Genomic DNA, 15,337 nt, shown 5'->3' with positions numbered 1-15,337 from the left:
TTGAACAGGATCGAACCACCATGTTCCAGAACAGGGCTGAAGCGCTGGCACTTGCGCTGCCGGCTGCGATCTTCGCGGCGGCGGTGTTTCTAGTGCCTGTCGTGATCCTGCTATCGGATGGATTTCGCGTGCCGACCGGCGGCTGGACGATTTCCGCCTATACGGACTTCTTCTCCAACTCGCTGAACCAGACGGTCTTCCTGCGCACGCTCAGGCTCGGCGCCCTCGTTACCATCGCCTCGGCGGTGATCGGTTATGCGGCGGCGTTCGCGATCGTCAGCCTGGAACCCGGCGCCAAGGGCAAGGTGACCGGCCTCGTCGTGCTGCCGCTGATGATCTCGCCGGTCGCCCGCACCTATGCCTGGATCGTCATCCTCGGCCGTACCGGCATCGTCAACCAGGCTTTCCAGGCGCTCGGCATCACCGAGGCACCGCTGCGCATCCTGTTCTCGGAGACGGCGATTTTCATCGGCCTCTTACAACTCTTCCTGCCGCTGATGATCATCTCGCTGATCTCGGCGCTCGAAAACATGCCGAAAGATGCCATTCCGGCGGCCCGCGTACTCGGCGCCAACTGGTTCCAGGTGTTCTGGAAGGTCGTGTTGCCGCTCACCAAGGAAGGCCTGGTCGTCGGCGGCACGCTGGTCTTCACCGGATCGCTGACCGCCTATATCACTCCCGCGATCCTTGGCGGCTCAAAGGTGCTGATGCTCGAAACGCTGCTCTACCAGCAGGTTGCCGTCTCCAACAATTTCGTCGCTGCGAGCGTCATCGCCTTCATCCTGATCGTCATGAGCTTTGCCGCCAACATCCTTCTCAAGCGGGTCGCGACCGCACGCAACAAGCAGAGGAGCCAGGCATGACGCTGCGCAGCCTCTTCATTCCGATCACGCTCCTCCTGGTGATCGCCTTCCTGATCGGGCCGTTTCTGATCATCGTCGCGGCCTCCTTCTCGGCCGGCGAAACGCTTGCCTTCCCGCCGCAGGGATTTTCGCTGCGCTGGATCGCCAAGGTCTTCACGGTCGAGAGTTTCCGCGCCTCGTTCGGCATGTCGCTGTTTCTGGCGATCGGCGGCACGGCGACAGCACTCGTCCTCGGCATCCCGGCCTCCTATGCGCTGTCGCGCTACAAGCTGCCGGGAGCGGAGGTCGTCCGCACCGTCGTCTCGGCTCCGATCATCGTGCCGGGCATCATCGTCGGCCTGGCGCTGCTGCGTTATATCGTCGTGCCGTTCCAGGTCGGGATCACGCTGGCGCTGTTCCTCGCCCACACGGCGCTGGTCCTGCCCTATGCGGTGCGGGTCGTCTCCGCCAGCCTCGACAACCTGCGCTCCGACATCGAGGAAGCGGCGGTGCTGCTCGGCTCTTCGCGGCTCGGCGCCTTCTTCCGGGTGGTGATGCCGAACATCCGCGGCGGCATCATGTCGGCCTTCATCCTCGGCTTCGTCACCAGCTTCAATCAGGTGCCGGTGTCGCTGTTCCTCTCGGGTCCTGGCGTGCGCACCCTGCCGGTCGACATGATCGCCTATATGGAAATCGTCTTCGATCCTTCCGTCGCAGCGCTTTCGTCGCTGCTCGCCTTCCTCTCCATCGGCATCGTCTTTATTGCCGAACGTTTCCTGGGGTTCTCCCGCTATGTCTGATGCGTCCTATCTCTCGCTCGAAAAGCTGACGCTCGCCTATGGCGATTCCGTTGCCGTCGCCAACCTCGATCTCGATATCCGCAAGGGCGAGTTGATCGCGCTGCTCGGCCCCTCCGGCTGCGGCAAGACCACGACGATGCGGGCGATTGCCGGCCTGCTGGCGGTGAAGAGCGGCCACGTGCGCCTTGACGGCGTCGACATCACCCGGGTGCCGGCCAACAAACGCGCCGTCGGCCTGATGTTCCAGTCCTACGCGCTCTTCCCGCATCTCTCGGTCTACGAGAACGTCGCCTTCGGGCTGAAGCTCAAGGGCATGCGCGGCACCGAGCTCGATGCCAAGGTCCAGTCCGGCCTGAAGTCCGTCGGCCTGTCGGCCTTCGCCAACCGCAAGCCGGCCGAGCTTTCCGGCGGCCAGCAGCAGCGCGTGGCGCTCGCTCGTTCGATGGTGATGGAGCCGAAGGTGCTGCTGCTCGACGAGCCGCTGTCGAACCTCGACGCGCGCCTGCGTCTGGAAATGCGCACCGAGCTGCAGCGCGTCCAGAAGGAGACCGGCGTGACGATGATTTTCGTTACCCACGACCAGGCCGAAGCTTTGGCGCTCGCCGACCGCATTGTGGTCATGAAGAGCGGTAAGATAGAGCAGATCGGTTCGCCCGAAGACATCTACAATCGCCCGACATCGTCCTTCGTCGCGGACTTCGTCGGGTTCGAAAACATTTTCCCGCTCGAAAACGGAAAGATGAAGACCAGTGCCGGTCTCATCGACCTTTCAGGCGATGTTTCCAGCGAGGCCCCTTCAGCGGCGGGCCTTGCCTGGCGGCCGCGTATGGTGACCCTGGGGACAGGTCCTTTCCAGGGCACCGTGCGCGGTACATCCTTTGCCGGCGATGCACGGGAATACCTGCTCGATAGCTCCTTCGGTCCGATCAAGGCCGAGGTGGAGGCAAGCCAGCCGGCGCATGCGCTGGGCGATGCTCTTGCCTTCGACCTGCCGGCCGAAAAGGCCGCGCCGCTCTCGCGATTCGTGTAGGATCCGCCGACATGGGTATCTGGATCGACACGGACATGGGTTTCGACGACATCGCTGCGATCATGGTCGCAGCGCATGCGGGGCTCGGCGTCGACGGCGTTTCGCTGGTCTTCGGCAACGCGCCTATCGAGCATGTCCGCCGCAATGCAGCCGGCGCGGCCTCCGCTTTCGTCTGGCCCTTCCCGGTCCATGCGGGACGCGCGGCACCGGTGCTCGCAAAAATGGAGACCGCGACCGGTATCCTGGGCCAGACCGGCATCCCGACCGCCGGCCGGGCTCTGCCCGAAGCGCCGGATGCGTTTCATGACGATGCCTTCGAGGCGCTCTGTTCCTGGCTCGAAAAGGGCAAAGGTGATGGTGAAGAGGGGGGCGAACGCCGCATCATGGCGCTTGGACCGCTCACCAATATCGCGGCGGTGGCGCTCGCCCGGCCGGATCTTGCAGCCAGGATCACCGGTCTCACCTGGATGGGCGGCGGGGTCACCACCGGCAATCATACCGCATCCGCGGAGTTCAACGCCTTCGCCGATCCGGAAGCGCTGGCGATCGTCCTCGCTCACAAGATCCCGTTGCGGATGGTCGATCTCGATCTCTGCCGCAAGGTGCTCTGCGCACCGGAAGACGTCGCGCCGATCCGGGCTGCCGGCGGGCGCAATGCGGAACTGGTTGCCGATCTTCTCGCCGGTTTCGTGGCGATCGCCACCAGCCGCGGCCGTCCGGCCATGGCGCTCTACGATGCGGTCGCCGCCGTCGCCTTAGCCTTTCCGGAACATGTCACCTGGCGCGAGGCGCGCATCGATGTCGAACTGTCAGGCACGCTGACGCGCGGCCGCACCGTGGTCGAAACGCGAACCGGCCGGGGCGAATTCAACGCGGCCTATGGCGTCGATATCGACGTCGAAAAGGCGAGAGCCATCATTCTTGAAACACTGCGGGCAGAGGCAAGCTGGTGAAGAGTATCATCTCGAGCGTACAGGAATTCACCGAACCGGGCTTGCGTGACCGCGCCGTCACCGCGGCACGTGGCGATGCGCCGTTCGACATCCTGATATCCGGCGGCACGCTGGTCGACATGGTGACGGGCGAGCTGCGTCCGGCCGATATCGGCCTCGTCGGGCCGGTAATCGCCAGCGTCCATGAGACCGGCTCCCGCTCGGATGCCGCGGAGATCATCAACGCGACGGGCACGTTCATCTCGCCCGGCCTCATCGACACGCATATGCATATCGAAAGTTCGATGGTGACGCCGGCCACCTATGCAGGCGCCGTGCTGCCGCGCGGGGTGACGACCGTCGTCTGGGACCCGCATGAATTCGGCAATGTCCACGGGACCGAAGGTGTGGCATGGGCGCTCGAAGCGGTGAAGCCGCTGCCGCTGCGTGCCGTCGTTCTGGCGCCGTCCTGCGTGCCGTCGGCGCCCGGGCTCGAAATGGCCGGCGCCGATTTCGACGCGGCGACGATCGAGGAAATGCTGTTCTGGCCGAAGATCGGTGGGCTTGCCGAGGTCATGAACATGCGCGGTGTCATCGACCGCGATCCGCGCATGAGCGGCATCGTGCAGGCGGCGCTGGTGTCCGAAAAGCTGGTCTGCGGCCATGCCCGCGGTCTGGCCGGGCCCGATCTTGCCGCCTTCATGGCGTCGGGCATTACTTCCGACCACGAGCTCGTCTCCGGCGCCGACCTGATGGCCAAGCTGCGTGCGGGCCTGACGATCGAGATGCGCGGATCCCACGATCATCTGCTGCCGGAATTCGTCGAGGCGCTCAACGCGCTTGGCCGCCTGCCGCAGACGGTGACGCTCTGCACCGACGACGTCTTTCCGGACGACCTCGTAGAGGGCGGCGGCCTGGATGACGTGGTGCGCCGGCTGGTGCGTTATGGCATGAAACCGGAATGGGCTCTGCAGGCGGCCACGCTCAATGCTTCCGTCCGCATCGGCCGCGCCGATCTGGGCCTGATCGCCGCCGGTCGGCGAGGCGATATCGTCCTCTTCGAGGATCTCACGGATTTCCGCGCCCGCCATGTCTTTGCCAGCGGCACACTGATCGCGCGTGACGGCGTCATGGCGGTCGAACTCCATGCGACCGATCCCTGCGTTCTGCAGGATTCAGTCAAGCTCAAGCCGCTTCAGGCGGACGATTTCAAACTGCCCGCAAAGGGCCGCAAAGTCAGGCTCGCGACGATCGATCGTCCGCGCTTCACGAACTGGGGGCAGACGGATGCGGATGTCGTCGATGGTTACGTGGTACCCCCGGAGGGCACGACATTGATCGCCGTGACCCACCGCCACGGCCGGGCCGACAGCCGCACCCGTCTTGGGTTCTTGACCGGCTGGGGCACGTGGAAGGGCGCATTCGCCACCACGCTTGCCCATGACAGCCACAACCTCACCGTCTTCGGGTCCGACCCGGCCGATATGGCGGCCGCCGCAAATGCGGTGATCGAGGCCGGCGGCGGCATGGCTGTGGCAACCGGCGGCAAGGTCGAAGCCCTGTTGCCGCTGCCGCTTTCCGGCCTCGTCTCGGAGGCGCCAATGGCGGAAGTGGCCGAAGGTTTCCGGAAAATCCGCGCCGCCATGGACGGTCTCGTCGATTGGCAGCCGCCCTATCTCGTGTTCAAGGCCTGTTTCGGCGCGACGCTTGCCTGCAATCCCGGCCCGCACCAGACCGATCGCGGCATTGCCGACGTCGCCACCGGCACGCTATTGGAATCGCCGATCCTCGAAATTCTCGAATAGGAAAAGCGAATGCAGCCGCATGATTTCTGGCAGGACGTCCATCCGGCAGGTTCGTTCGATCGGGCAGGGCCGTTTTCCGGCTTCTTCCCGGCCACGCTCGATGACGGCAGCCAGATCAGGCTGCCGATCCGGCCGCTTGCGGACGGGGAGCATGCGCTCGCCTCCCTGATCATCAACCAGGCGAGCTTCGATGTGCAGGACGCGCTTGCCGCTGACCTTGCGCCGAAGATCGCGGCCTTTCGCCCGGAAGTCATCGTCGGCCTGCCGACTTTGGGCCTGACGCTTGCCGCTGCCGTCGCCCGCGCGCTCGGCCACCTGCGTTATGTGCCGCTCGGGACCTCGCGAAAATTCTGGTACGACGAAAACCTGTCGGTGCCGCTCTCCTCGATCACCACACCCGAACAGCAGAAGCGCCTCTATGCCGATCCACGGATGCTGCCGCTGATAAAGGGCAGGCGCGTGGCGCTTATCGATGACGTGATTTCCAGCGGCACCTCGATCGTTTCAGGCCTCACGCTGATGGCCTCGCTCGGCATCGAGCCGGTGGTCATCGGGGCGGCCATGCTGCAATCGGAGCGCTGGCACGACAAGCTCGATGCGTTCGGCCCCGAATGGCGGCCGCGTGTGACAGGCGTTTTCAGGACCCCGATGCTGAAGAAGGCGGGCGAGGCGAGCTGGACGGCCTGACGCGTTTTCCGGCTTGCGAAAGAGGAGCGGCGGGCTAGGATCGCCGCATTGCTCACCTTGGAACTTTCACAAGACAATTGGGAATGAACTTCATGGAACTGGTGTTCGACGGCCATAACGACGTGCTCCTGCGGCTCTGGCGGAACATGAAGGCGGGCGGCGATCCGGTTGTGGAATTTGCCAAGGGTACGCCAGGCGGCCATATCGACGGGCCGCGCGCCAAAGCCGGCGGTCTCGCCGGCGGTCTCTGCGCCATCTATATCCCGTCCGGCGAACTGGTACTGAAGGAACCCGATCAGAACGGCCATTACGTCACGCCGCTCTCCGTCCCGCTCGATCATCTGCCGTCGCTGACGACCGCGCTCGAAATGGCGTCGATTGCGCTCCGCCTCGACCGCGCCGGCGCGTGGCAGCTCTGCCGTTCGACCGCCGACATCCGCAAGGCGATGGACGACGGCATTTTTGCCGCCGTCATGCATATGGAAGGCTGCGAGGCGATCGATCCGGATCTCGACAATCTCGAAGTCTTCCACGCCGCCGGCCTGCGTTCGCTGGGGCCGGTCTGGAGCCGCCACAACATCTTCGGCCACGGCGTGCCCTTCGCCTATCCGATGTCGCCCGACACCGGACCGGGCCTCACAGACCATGGCTTCGAACTGGTCAAGGCCTGCAACACGCTCGGCATCCTGATCGATCTCGCCCACATCACCGAGAAGGGGTTCTGGGATGTCGCCAGGACTTCCAACCAGCCGCTGATCGCCAGCCATTCGAACGCGCATGCGCTGACGCCGGTTGCCCGCAACCTCACCGACAAACAGCTCGATGCGGTCAAGGAAAGCGGCGGTCTCGTCGGTCTCAACTATGCGGTGACCATGCTGCGCCCCGACGGGCGCGACAATGTCGCCACGCCGCTTTCGGACATGGTGCGCCATGTCGACTACATGGTGCAACGCATGGGGATCGATCACGTGGCGCTCGGATCGGACTTCGACGGCGCCTCGATTCCCGAAGAAATACATGATGCTGCGGGCAATCAAAATCTGGTTGCGGCGCTCAAGGGAGCGGGCTACGCTGACGCAGAGCTGAAAAAGCTATGCCGGGAAAACTGGCTCAGAGTTTTGGGGAAGGCCTGGCACGAATAGGCTTCTTTCCAAAGGTCCAACGAACAAAAACAGGGGTACGCAGACCATGATCCATTCGCTCAACAAGAGCCTTCGAGTGCTATCCACCAGCGCCGCACTCGGGCTGCTGCTGTCGGCGGCACCGCAGGCATTTGCCGCGACGCCGGCCGATACGCTCGTCGAAGGCTTTGCGATCGACGACATCATCACGATCGACCCGGGCGAAGCGTTCGAGCTGTCGACAGCCGAGATCACCGCCAATTGCTACAGCAAGCTCGTCATGCTGGACCCGGCCGATACATCCAAGGTGATCGGCGACCTGGCCGACAGCTGGACTACCTCCGGCGACGGCCTCACCTACACGTTCAAGCTGAAATCGGGCCTGAAATTCGCATCCGGAAACCCGATCACTGCCGCCGATGTTGCCTATTCCTTCGAGCGCGCGGTCAAGCTCGACAAGTCGCCAGCCTTCCTGCTCACGCAGTTCGGCCTGACGGGCGACAATGTCACAGAAAAGGCGAAGGCCACCGACGATACGACCTTCGTATTCACGGTGGACAAGCCTTATGCCCCGAGCTTCGTGCTGAACGTGCTGACCGCCACGGTGGCTTCCGTCGTCGACAAGAAGGTCGTGACGGAACATGCCAAGAAGGTAACGCCGAACGCCGACTACAAATACGATACGGATTTCGGCAATGAATGGATGAAGACCGGCTATGCCGGCTCCGGCCCCTACAAGACGATGGCCTGGCGCGCAAACGAAGCCGTCATCATGGAAGCCAACCCCAACTACTACGGCGAAAAGCCGAAGCTGAAGCGGGTTATCTACCGTCACATGAAGGAAAGCTCGGGCCAGCGCCTGGCGCTTGAAAACGGCGATATCGACGTTGCCCGCAACCTGGAGCCGGGCGATCTCGATGCGGTTCAGAAGAAGAACGGCATCCGGCTCACGTCGGCACCCAAGGGCACCGTCTATTACTTCAGCCTCAACCAGAAGAACAAGAACCTCGCCAAGCCGGAAGTGGTTGAAGCCTTCAAATATCTCGTCGACTACGAGGCAATCGGTGCGACGCTGATCAAGGGCATCGGCGAGGTCCACCAGACCTTCCTTCCCAAGGGCCAGCTCGGCGCGCTCAACGAAAATCCCTACAAGCTGGACGTGGCCAAGGCCAAGGAGTTGCTGGCAAAGGCAGGCTTCAAGGACGGCTTCACAGTGAGCATGGATGTGCGCAATACGCAGCCGGTGACCGGCATTGCCGAAAGCGTGCAGCAGACGCTGGCGCAAGCCGGGATCAAGCTCGAGATCATCCCTGGCGACGGTAAGCAGACGCTGACCAAGTTCCGCGCCCGCACGCATGACATCTATATCGGCCAGTGGGGCTCGGATTATTTCGATCCGAACTCGAACGCAGAGACCTTCACGATTAACCCCGACAATTCGGACGGGGGCAAGACCAAGACACTTGCCTGGCGCAATGCCTGGGAGGTTCCGAAGGAACTCTCGGACGCCGCCAAGGGTGCGCTGCTCGAAAAGGATGCCGGCAAGCGCGCCGCCATCTACGAAGACCTGCAGCGGAAGGTTCTGGCGCAGAGCCCGTTCGTCCTCATCTTCCAGCAGACGGAAGTGGCCGGCTATTCGCCCAAGCTCAAGAACTTCAAGCTTGGCCCGAGCTTCGATACGAACTTCGTCTATACGGTGTCGAAGGAATAGCCTGAAAGGCCGCTTCCTTGACCTTGATCGATACCACAGTAGCGACACGGCGCAGACGGCGCCGTGCATCCTCTTCCACAATGGCAGTGCTGCGGTTCATCGTGACCGCGGCCACCACATTCCTCGGCCTGCTTGCCGTCACCTTCTTTATCGGCCGCGTCGTGCCGATCGATCCGGCGCTCGCTATCGTGGGCGACCGGGCGCCGGCGCATGTCGTCGAGAGGGTGCGCGAAGAGCTGGGCCTCAACCTGCCGCTCTACCAGCAGTTCTGGATCTATCTCAAACAGGCCGTGACGGGTGATTTCGGTACCTCGGTGCTGACGACCAATCCTGTCATGGCGGATATTGCCCGGGTGTTCCCGGCGACGATCGAGCTTGCCACGATTGGCACGCTCATCGGGGCGGTCATCGGCGTGCCGCTCGGGGTGCTGGCGGCGGTCAAGCGGGGCAGCATCGCCGACCAGATCGTTCGGGTGATCGGCCTGATCGGTTATTCCGTGCCGATCTTCTGGCTGGGCCTTCTGTCGCTCGTGCTCTTTTATGCGCGCCTCAACTGGGTTGCCTATCCTGGCCGCATCGACATCGTCTACGAATACACGTTCACGCCGATTACCGGCTTTTATCTTCTGGACGCCATCTGGCAGGGCCAGTGGGACGTGGCCTGGGACCTGTTCCGTCACATCATCCTGCCGGGATCGCTGCTCGGTTATTTCTCGCTCGCCTATATCAGCCGCATGACTCGTTCCTTCATGCTGAACGAACTGGCGCAGGAATATGTGGTCGCCGGGCGGGCCAAAGGGCTGTCGGAGACGCGGATCATCTGGTTCCACGCGTTGCGCAATGCGGCGGTGCCGCTGGTGACGGTCATCGCGCTGTCCTATGCGGGTCTGCTCGAGGGTTCGGTGCTGACGGAAACCATCTTCTCCTGGCCCGGGCTCGGCCTCTATATCACCAATTCGCTGCAGAACGCCGATATGAATGCCGTGCTCGGCGGAACGATCGCCATCGGCGTCGTTTTCGTCAGCATCAATCTCTTCTCCGATCTTCTGTATCGGACGCTTGATCCCAGGACACGAAACCGATGAGCCGGCCCTCAATAGCCCTGGACGAGACCCCAAAGCCCTATAGCCGCGAATGGCTGCTGTCCGACCGGCCCGCCTCGCGCCGCCAGGCCCAACTTGGTCGCGCCTATGTGATCTGGCGCCGGTTCGCCGAGAACCGGCTTGCGCTCCTGGGCCTCGCCATCATCGTGCTGCTGCTGGTGGTGGCTGCGTTCGCCGACGTGTTGGCGCCGCATAACCCGGTGCAGGGCGACCTGCGCAATTCCCGCCTCTTGCCGCTTGGCTCGCCAGGCTACCTGCTCGGCACCGACGACCAGGGCCGCGATATCCTCTCGCGGCTGCTCTACGGTTCGCGGCTGACGCTGCTGGTGGTGGTGCTGGTGGCGATCATCGCAGCCCCGATAGGGCTGATCGTCGGCACGGTCTCCGGTTATGCCGGCGGCTGGATCGATGCGGTGCTGATGCGGATCACCGACATTTTCCTCGCCTTCCCGAAACTCGTGCTGGCGCTGGCGCTGGTCGCAGCCCTCGGGCCCGGCATCGAGAACGCGATCCTCGCCATCGCCGTCACCTCCTGGCCGCCCTATGCCCGTATCGCACGGGCCGAGACGATGACCTTCCGCAATTCGGAATTCATCTCGGCAGTGAAGCTGATGGGCGCTTCGCCCTTCCGCATCGTGCTGCGCCATGTCATGCCGCTCTGTCTCTCGTCGCTGATCGTGCGCGTCACACTCGACATGGCAGGCATCATCCTCACCGCGGCCGGCCTCGGTTTCCTCGGGCTCGGCGCCCAGCCGCCGCTTCCCGAATGGGGCGCGATGATCGCCTCGGGCCGCCGCTTCATCCTCGATCAATGGTGGGTCGCCGCCATGCCGGGTTTTGCGATCCTGATCGTCAGCCTCGGCTTCAACCTGCTCGGCGACGGCCTGCGCGATGCGCTCGATCCGAAGGAGGCAGGCCAATGACGGTGCCGGTCAAGCCGCTTCTGACGGTGGAGGATCTGCGCGTCACCTTCCCGACCCGCACCGGCGACGTGCAGGCGGTGCGGGGCGTCTCTTTCGCGCTCGGCCGCGAACGGCTCGGCATCGTTGGTGAATCCGGCTCCGGCAAGTCGCAGACCGGTCGCGCGATCATGGGCCTGACCCCCGGCCACGCCAGGATCAGCGCGCGAAAGCTGGCTTTCGGCGACCGGGATCTCCTGGTCATGCCGGCCCGCGAGCGGCGCGACCTGCGCGGCAAGAAGGTGGCGATGATCCTGCAGGACCCAAAATATTCGCTGAACCCGGTGATGACGATCGGCCGGCAGATCGTCGAGACGCTGAAGACGCACGAGAAAATCTCGACCTCGGCGGCCAAGGCGCGGGCGCTCGCGATGCTGGAGGCGGTGCAGATCAACGATCCGGAACGGGTCTTCTCGCTCTATCCGCACGAGGTTTCTGGCGGCATGGGGCAGCGGGCGATGATTGCCATGATGCTGATCTGCGGCCCGGAACTGCTGATCGCCGACGAGCCGACATCGGCGCTCGACGTCACAGTGCAGCTCGAAGTGCTGGATATCCTCGACAAGCTTGTTGCCGACCGGGGCATGGGGCTGATCTTCATCTCCCACGATCTCAGGCTCGTCTCTTCCTTCTGCGACCGCGTCATCGTCATGTATGCGGGCCGGATCGTCGAGGAACTGCCGGCTGCCAATCTCGCCGAGGCGCAGCATCCCTATACGCGCGGGCTCTTGAACTGCCTGCCGACCATTGGTTCCGACCGGCATCCGCTGCCCGTGCTCGACCGCAAGCCGGAGTGGGCGTTATGACATCGGCTCTCTCCATCCGCGATATGGTTGTCACATACGACGAGTTTGCAGCACTCGATCATGTGAATTTCGATATCGGCACGGGCGAATCCTTCGGTATCGTCGGCGAATCGGGTTCCGGCAAATCCACACTCCTGCGCGCCGTCTCGGGCCTTGCCTCCTTCGACCAGGGCACGCTCAGCGTCAACGGCCGTCCCTATTCCGGCCGCAGGCGCGACAAGGAGTTCTACCGCACCGTCCAGATGGTGTTCCAGGACCCCTATGGCTCGCTGCATCCGCGCCAGACGGTCGACCGCTTGCTGCTGGAACCGCTCGTCATCCACGGTTTCACCGATATCGAGACGCGCATCAACCGCGCGCTGGAAGAGGTGGGCCTCGGGTCGGGCTTCCGGTTCCGCTACTCGCACCAGCTTTCGGGCGGCCAGCGGCAGCGTATCGCGATTGCCCGGGCGCTGATCCTGGAGCCGAAGATCCTGCTGCTCGACGAGCCGACCTCGGCGCTGGATGCCTCGATCCAGGCGGAAATCCTCAATCTGCTCGAACAGGCGCGCCGCGACCGCAACCTCACATTCGTGATGGTCAGCCACGATCTCGGCGTCATCAGCCACATGTGCGAGAGGCTGGCCGTGATGAAAAACGGCAAGGTGGTCGAGACGGTGCCGCGGAAAGCGCTGGAAAACCGCGAGTTTTCCGCCGATTATACCCGCCAGCTGCTCGTCGCCAGCGAGGGTTTTCGCCGCGGCTGACGGGCGTCTCGATTTTATCTATGTCACTATCCCGAAACCGGTCCGCGTTTTCGGGCGACATGTTTCAGCCGGCAGGATCGCATGCAGCTTCGGGCGCTTATGTATTTCGACGAACTGGTCCGCACCAATTCGATGCGGGCGGCGGCCGAGAATCTCAACGTCGCTGCCACCGCCGTCTCGCGCCAGATCGAGAACCTGGAACACTATTTCGGCACGCCGCTCGTCGAGCGCAGCAATCGCGGCATCAAGCTGACTGCCGCCGGCGAACTGCTGGCGGCGCGGGCAGGGCGGACGCTGCGCGAACTCGAACATGTCCACCAGCTGATCGACGACCTCCAGGGCCTGCAGCGCGGCAAGGTGGTGATCTATGCGAACGGCGCGACGGTCGCCAACCTGATCGCCCCGGTGCTTGCTGAATTCAGCCTGCGTTATCCGAAACTCCGGTTCGAGGTGGCGATCACCAGTGCGCGCGAGGCGGTCGAGGCGCTCGCCGGCGCCGAGGCCGATCTGGTCGTGACGCTGTTCGCACCAAAGATTTCCGGGGTGAAGGTGCGGCTGCGCTCCGAGATCACCTATGACGTCATCATGGCCGCCGACCATCCGTCCGCCGGTGCCAGGGAACTGACACTGCGCGATCTCGTCCGTATGCCGCTCGCTCTTCCCGACAAGAATTTCGGCGCGCGACAGGCCTTCGAGGAACTATTCGCCAAGGACGGGCTGGAGCTCGATCCGGTTTTCGTCACCGGTTCCCTGGAGATGCTGAAGGAACTGGTGTTGCGCCGCGCGGCGGTTACGCTGCTGCCGGCGCTCGCGGTGCAGCGGGAAATCGATGCCGGCCAGCTTGCGGCGGTGCCGATCACCGCCGGCAAGGCGGTGCGCACGCCGATCGATCTGTGCGTCGCACCGGATCGCCAGTTATCCTTCGCGGCGGGCAAGCTCGTCGATTTCATCGAGCGCTTCATGCGCGGCGCGGATGCGCGCAAATCGGCGCCTAAAAGGGCAAGCGCCTAATTACGTTCCGTGTAGCGTTTTCGGCTACACAGGGAACACAAAATTCTGCATTGTGTGTGCACTTGCGAAATGACACACTTTTGGCAATCGACGATCCCGCAGGTGCCGATCAGGCGGGTCTCGTTCCAAAAAAAGGGGATGACGGATGGGCAGGATGACGCTTTTGGGCTCTGCGACCATATTGAAGAGTGCAGCTTTTGGCCTTGCGATCAGCGCGGGCCTGCTTTTAGGGCAAACCGGCGCGGAGGCGGCAGCAAAGACCGCGATCACCGTCGGCATGGCGATCGAGCCGGCCGGGCTCGATCCGACGGTCGCCGCACCGGTCGCGATCGGCCAGGTGACCTGGCAGAACATCTTTGAAGGCCTGACCACCATCGACAAGGACGGCAAGATCAAGCCGCAGCTTGCCGAAAGCTGGCAAATCTCGCCGGATGGCCTGACCTACACGTTCAAGCTCCGCCAGGGCGTCAAGTTCCACAACGGCGTCGCCTTCGACAGCGCGGTTGCCAAATTCTCGATCGACCGCGCCCGCGGCGCAGACTCGGTCAACCCGCAGAAGCGTTATTTCGCCTCGATCGACACGGTCGAAACACCGGATGCTTCGACGCTCGTTCTAAAACTCAAGCAGCCGGCCGGCAGCCTGCTTTACTGGCTCGGCTGGCCGTCCTCGACCATCGTCGAACCGAAATCGGCCGCCGACAACAAGACGACGCCGATCGGTACGGGCCCGTTCAAGTTCGTCAGTTGGTCGAAGGGCTCCAAGGTCGATCTCGCCAGGAATGCCGACTACTGGAACAAGGCCGTCTCCCTGAAGCTCGATACCGCGGCCTTCCGTTTCATCAGCGATCCGCAGGCCCAGGCCGCGGCGCTGAAGGCCGGCGACGTCGATGCCTTCCCGGAATTCGGGGCGCCCGAACTGATCAAGTCCTTCGAGGGCGACAAGCGGCTGACGACCGTCATTGGCAATACCGAGCTCAAGGTCGTCGCCGGCATGAACAACACCCGCAAGCCGTTTAGCGACAAGAAGGTACGTCAGGCGCTGATGATGGCGGTCGACCGCGCCACCGTCGTCGAAGGCGCCTGGTCCGGTTTCGGCACGCCGATCGGCAGCCACTACACGCCGAACGACCGCGGCTACAAGGACCTGACCGGCGTCTATCCCTATGATGTCGCCAAGGCGAAGGCGCTGCTTGCCGAAGCCGGCTTCCCGAACGGCTTCACTTTCACCATCAAGGCGCCGCAGATGGCCTATGCGCAGCGCACGTCGCAGGTGCTGCAGGCGATGTTTGCGGAAATCGGCGTGACGATGAACATCGAGACCACCGAATTCCCGGCGAAATGGGTGGCTGACGTGCTGAAGGCCGCCGATTACGACATGACCATCGTCGCCCATGCGGAGCCGATGGACATCGATATCTATTCCCGCGATCCCTACTACTTCAACTACAAGAACCCGGCCTTCAACGACGTGCTGAAAAAGGTCGAGATGACCTCCGATGCCGCCGGACAGGAAAAGCTCTACGGGGAGGCTCAGACCATCCTCGCCAACGACGTGCCGGCGCTCTTCCTGTTCGTCATGCCGAAGCTCGGTGTATGGGACGGCAAGGTGAAGGGCCTGTGGGAAAACGAACCGATCCCTTCGAACGTCCTGACGGATGTTCATTGGGTAGAGTGAAGCAGGCTTATGAGCTGGAATAGAGTGGTAACCGCGAGCTCCCTCTTCTCCCCAGCGGGGAGAAGGTGGCCCGAAGGGTCGGATGAGGGGGGCGCAGCCAACACTTCGC

14 protein-coding genes are annotated in these 15,337 nt (G+C 63.4%); all 14 read left to right on the top strand.

The genetic code is table 11. The features are described from left to right. The first annotated feature begins 20 nt into the window (after positions 1-20). The 14 genes from C5J22_RS19535 (at position 21) to C5J22_RS19475 (ending at position 15,228) form a co-directional block, all read left to right on the top strand. Positions 21-863, top strand: coding sequence for an ABC transporter permease (locus C5J22_RS19535; protein ID WP_105400045.1), 843 nt, complete (start codon positions 21-23; stop codon positions 861-863). After that, positions 860-1,642 carry an ABC transporter permease gene (locus C5J22_RS19530; protein ID WP_105439573.1) on the top strand — a complete coding sequence of 261 codons (783 nt, stop codon included), beginning with the start codon at positions 860-862 and terminating at the stop codon, positions 1,640-1,642. Before C5J22_RS19535 ends, C5J22_RS19530 begins: the two co-directional genes overlap by 4 nt. Then, entirely contained in the window at positions 1,635-2,672 is a 1,038-nt protein-coding gene (locus tag C5J22_RS19525; RefSeq protein WP_105439572.1) for an ABC transporter ATP-binding protein, read from the top strand. The genes C5J22_RS19530 and C5J22_RS19525 overlap by 8 nt, the downstream gene beginning before the upstream one ends. Positions 2,673-2,683: 11 nt before the next feature. Beyond that, positions 2,684-3,625, top strand: a complete 942-nt coding sequence (locus C5J22_RS19520; RefSeq protein WP_105439571.1) for a nucleoside hydrolase — start codon at positions 2,684-2,686, stop codon at positions 3,623-3,625. Next, a complete protein-coding gene (locus C5J22_RS19515) occupies positions 3,622-5,409 on the top strand; it encodes an adenine deaminase (RefSeq protein WP_245440472.1) in 1,788 nt (595 codons plus the stop codon). Before C5J22_RS19520 ends, C5J22_RS19515 begins: the two co-directional genes overlap by 4 nt. A 9-nt stretch (positions 5,410-5,418) precedes the next feature. Continuing rightward, the gene (locus tag C5J22_RS31300) at positions 5,419-6,096 is read left to right on the top strand and encodes a phosphoribosyltransferase (RefSeq protein ID WP_172746712.1); all 678 of its coding nucleotides are present in this window, start codon (positions 5,419-5,421) and stop codon (positions 6,094-6,096) included. 92 nt (positions 6,097-6,188) lie between these two features. Further along, complete coding sequence (locus tag C5J22_RS19510) at positions 6,189-7,238, top strand: dipeptidase (protein ID WP_105439761.1); 1,050 nt, start codon at positions 6,189-6,191, stop codon at positions 7,236-7,238. Between the two features lie 46 nt (positions 7,239-7,284). After that, positions 7,285-8,928, top strand: a complete 1,644-nt coding sequence (locus C5J22_RS19505; protein ID WP_105439570.1) for an ABC transporter substrate-binding protein — start codon at positions 7,285-7,287, stop codon at positions 8,926-8,928. Positions 8,929-9,008: 80 nt separating this feature from the next. Next, entirely contained in the window at positions 9,009-10,013 is a 1,005-nt protein-coding gene (locus C5J22_RS19500; protein WP_371412645.1) for an ABC transporter permease, read from the top strand. Further along, positions 10,010-10,954: an ABC transporter permease gene (locus C5J22_RS19495; protein WP_105439569.1), complete on the top strand. Its 945-nt coding sequence runs from the start codon at positions 10,010-10,012 to the stop codon at positions 10,952-10,954. The genes C5J22_RS19500 and C5J22_RS19495 overlap by 4 nt, the downstream gene beginning before the upstream one ends. After that, positions 10,951-11,796: an ABC transporter ATP-binding protein gene (locus tag C5J22_RS19490; RefSeq protein WP_105439568.1), complete on the top strand. Its 846-nt coding sequence runs from the start codon at positions 10,951-10,953 to the stop codon at positions 11,794-11,796. Before C5J22_RS19495 ends, C5J22_RS19490 begins: the two co-directional genes overlap by 4 nt. After that, entirely contained in the window at positions 11,793-12,542 is a 750-nt protein-coding gene (locus C5J22_RS19485; RefSeq protein WP_105439567.1) for an ABC transporter ATP-binding protein, read from the top strand. The genes C5J22_RS19490 and C5J22_RS19485 overlap by 4 nt, the downstream gene beginning before the upstream one ends. Positions 12,543-12,623: 81 nt before the next feature. Further along, complete coding sequence (locus C5J22_RS19480) at positions 12,624-13,553, top strand: LysR family transcriptional regulator (RefSeq protein ID WP_105439566.1); 930 nt, start codon at positions 12,624-12,626, stop codon at positions 13,551-13,553. A gap of 145 nt (positions 13,554-13,698) precedes the next feature. Further along, the gene (locus C5J22_RS19475; RefSeq protein ID WP_105439565.1) at positions 13,699-15,228 is read left to right on the top strand and encodes an ABC transporter substrate-binding protein; all 1,530 of its coding nucleotides are present in this window, start codon (positions 13,699-13,701) and stop codon (positions 15,226-15,228) included. Positions 15,229-15,337: the final 109 nt, after the last annotated feature.

Origin of the sequence: Neorhizobium sp. T25_13 (genome assembly GCF_002968675.1) — a bacterium.
In the GTDB taxonomy this organism is placed as follows: domain Bacteria; phylum Pseudomonadota; class Alphaproteobacteria; order Rhizobiales; family Rhizobiaceae; genus Neorhizobium; species Neorhizobium tomejilense.
Note: the sequence above shows the minus strand (reverse complement) of the source record. Positions and strands in the feature narration are given on the sequence as shown.

Coding starts and splice junctions, on each gene's coding strand:
- C5J22_RS19535 (WP_105400045.1), top strand. CDS start 21: ATGTTCCAGAACAGGGCTGAAGCGCTGGCACTTGCGCTGCCGGCTGCG.
- C5J22_RS19530 (WP_105439573.1), top strand. CDS start 860: ATGACGCTGCGCAGCCTCTTCATTCCGATCACGCTCCTCCTGGTGATC.
- C5J22_RS19525 (WP_105439572.1), top strand. CDS start 1,635: ATGTCTGATGCGTCCTATCTCTCGCTCGAAAAGCTGACGCTCGCCTAT.
- C5J22_RS19520 (WP_105439571.1), top strand. CDS start 2,684: ATGGGTATCTGGATCGACACGGACATGGGTTTCGACGACATCGCTGCG.
- C5J22_RS31300 (WP_172746712.1), top strand. CDS start 5,419: ATGCAGCCGCATGATTTCTGGCAGGACGTCCATCCGGCAGGTTCGTTC.
- C5J22_RS19510 (WP_105439761.1), top strand. CDS start 6,189: ATGGAACTGGTGTTCGACGGCCATAACGACGTGCTCCTGCGGCTCTGG.
- C5J22_RS19505 (WP_105439570.1), top strand. CDS start 7,285: ATGATCCATTCGCTCAACAAGAGCCTTCGAGTGCTATCCACCAGCGCC.
- C5J22_RS19500 (WP_371412645.1), top strand. CDS start 9,009: ATGGCAGTGCTGCGGTTCATCGTGACCGCGGCCACCACATTCCTCGGC.
- C5J22_RS19495 (WP_105439569.1), top strand. CDS start 10,010: ATGAGCCGGCCCTCAATAGCCCTGGACGAGACCCCAAAGCCCTATAGC.
- C5J22_RS19490 (WP_105439568.1), top strand. CDS start 10,951: ATGACGGTGCCGGTCAAGCCGCTTCTGACGGTGGAGGATCTGCGCGTC.
- C5J22_RS19485 (WP_105439567.1), top strand. CDS start 11,793: ATGACATCGGCTCTCTCCATCCGCGATATGGTTGTCACATACGACGAG.
- C5J22_RS19480 (WP_105439566.1), top strand. CDS start 12,624: ATGCAGCTTCGGGCGCTTATGTATTTCGACGAACTGGTCCGCACCAAT.
- C5J22_RS19475 (WP_105439565.1), top strand. CDS start 13,699: ATGGGCAGGATGACGCTTTTGGGCTCTGCGACCATATTGAAGAGTGCA.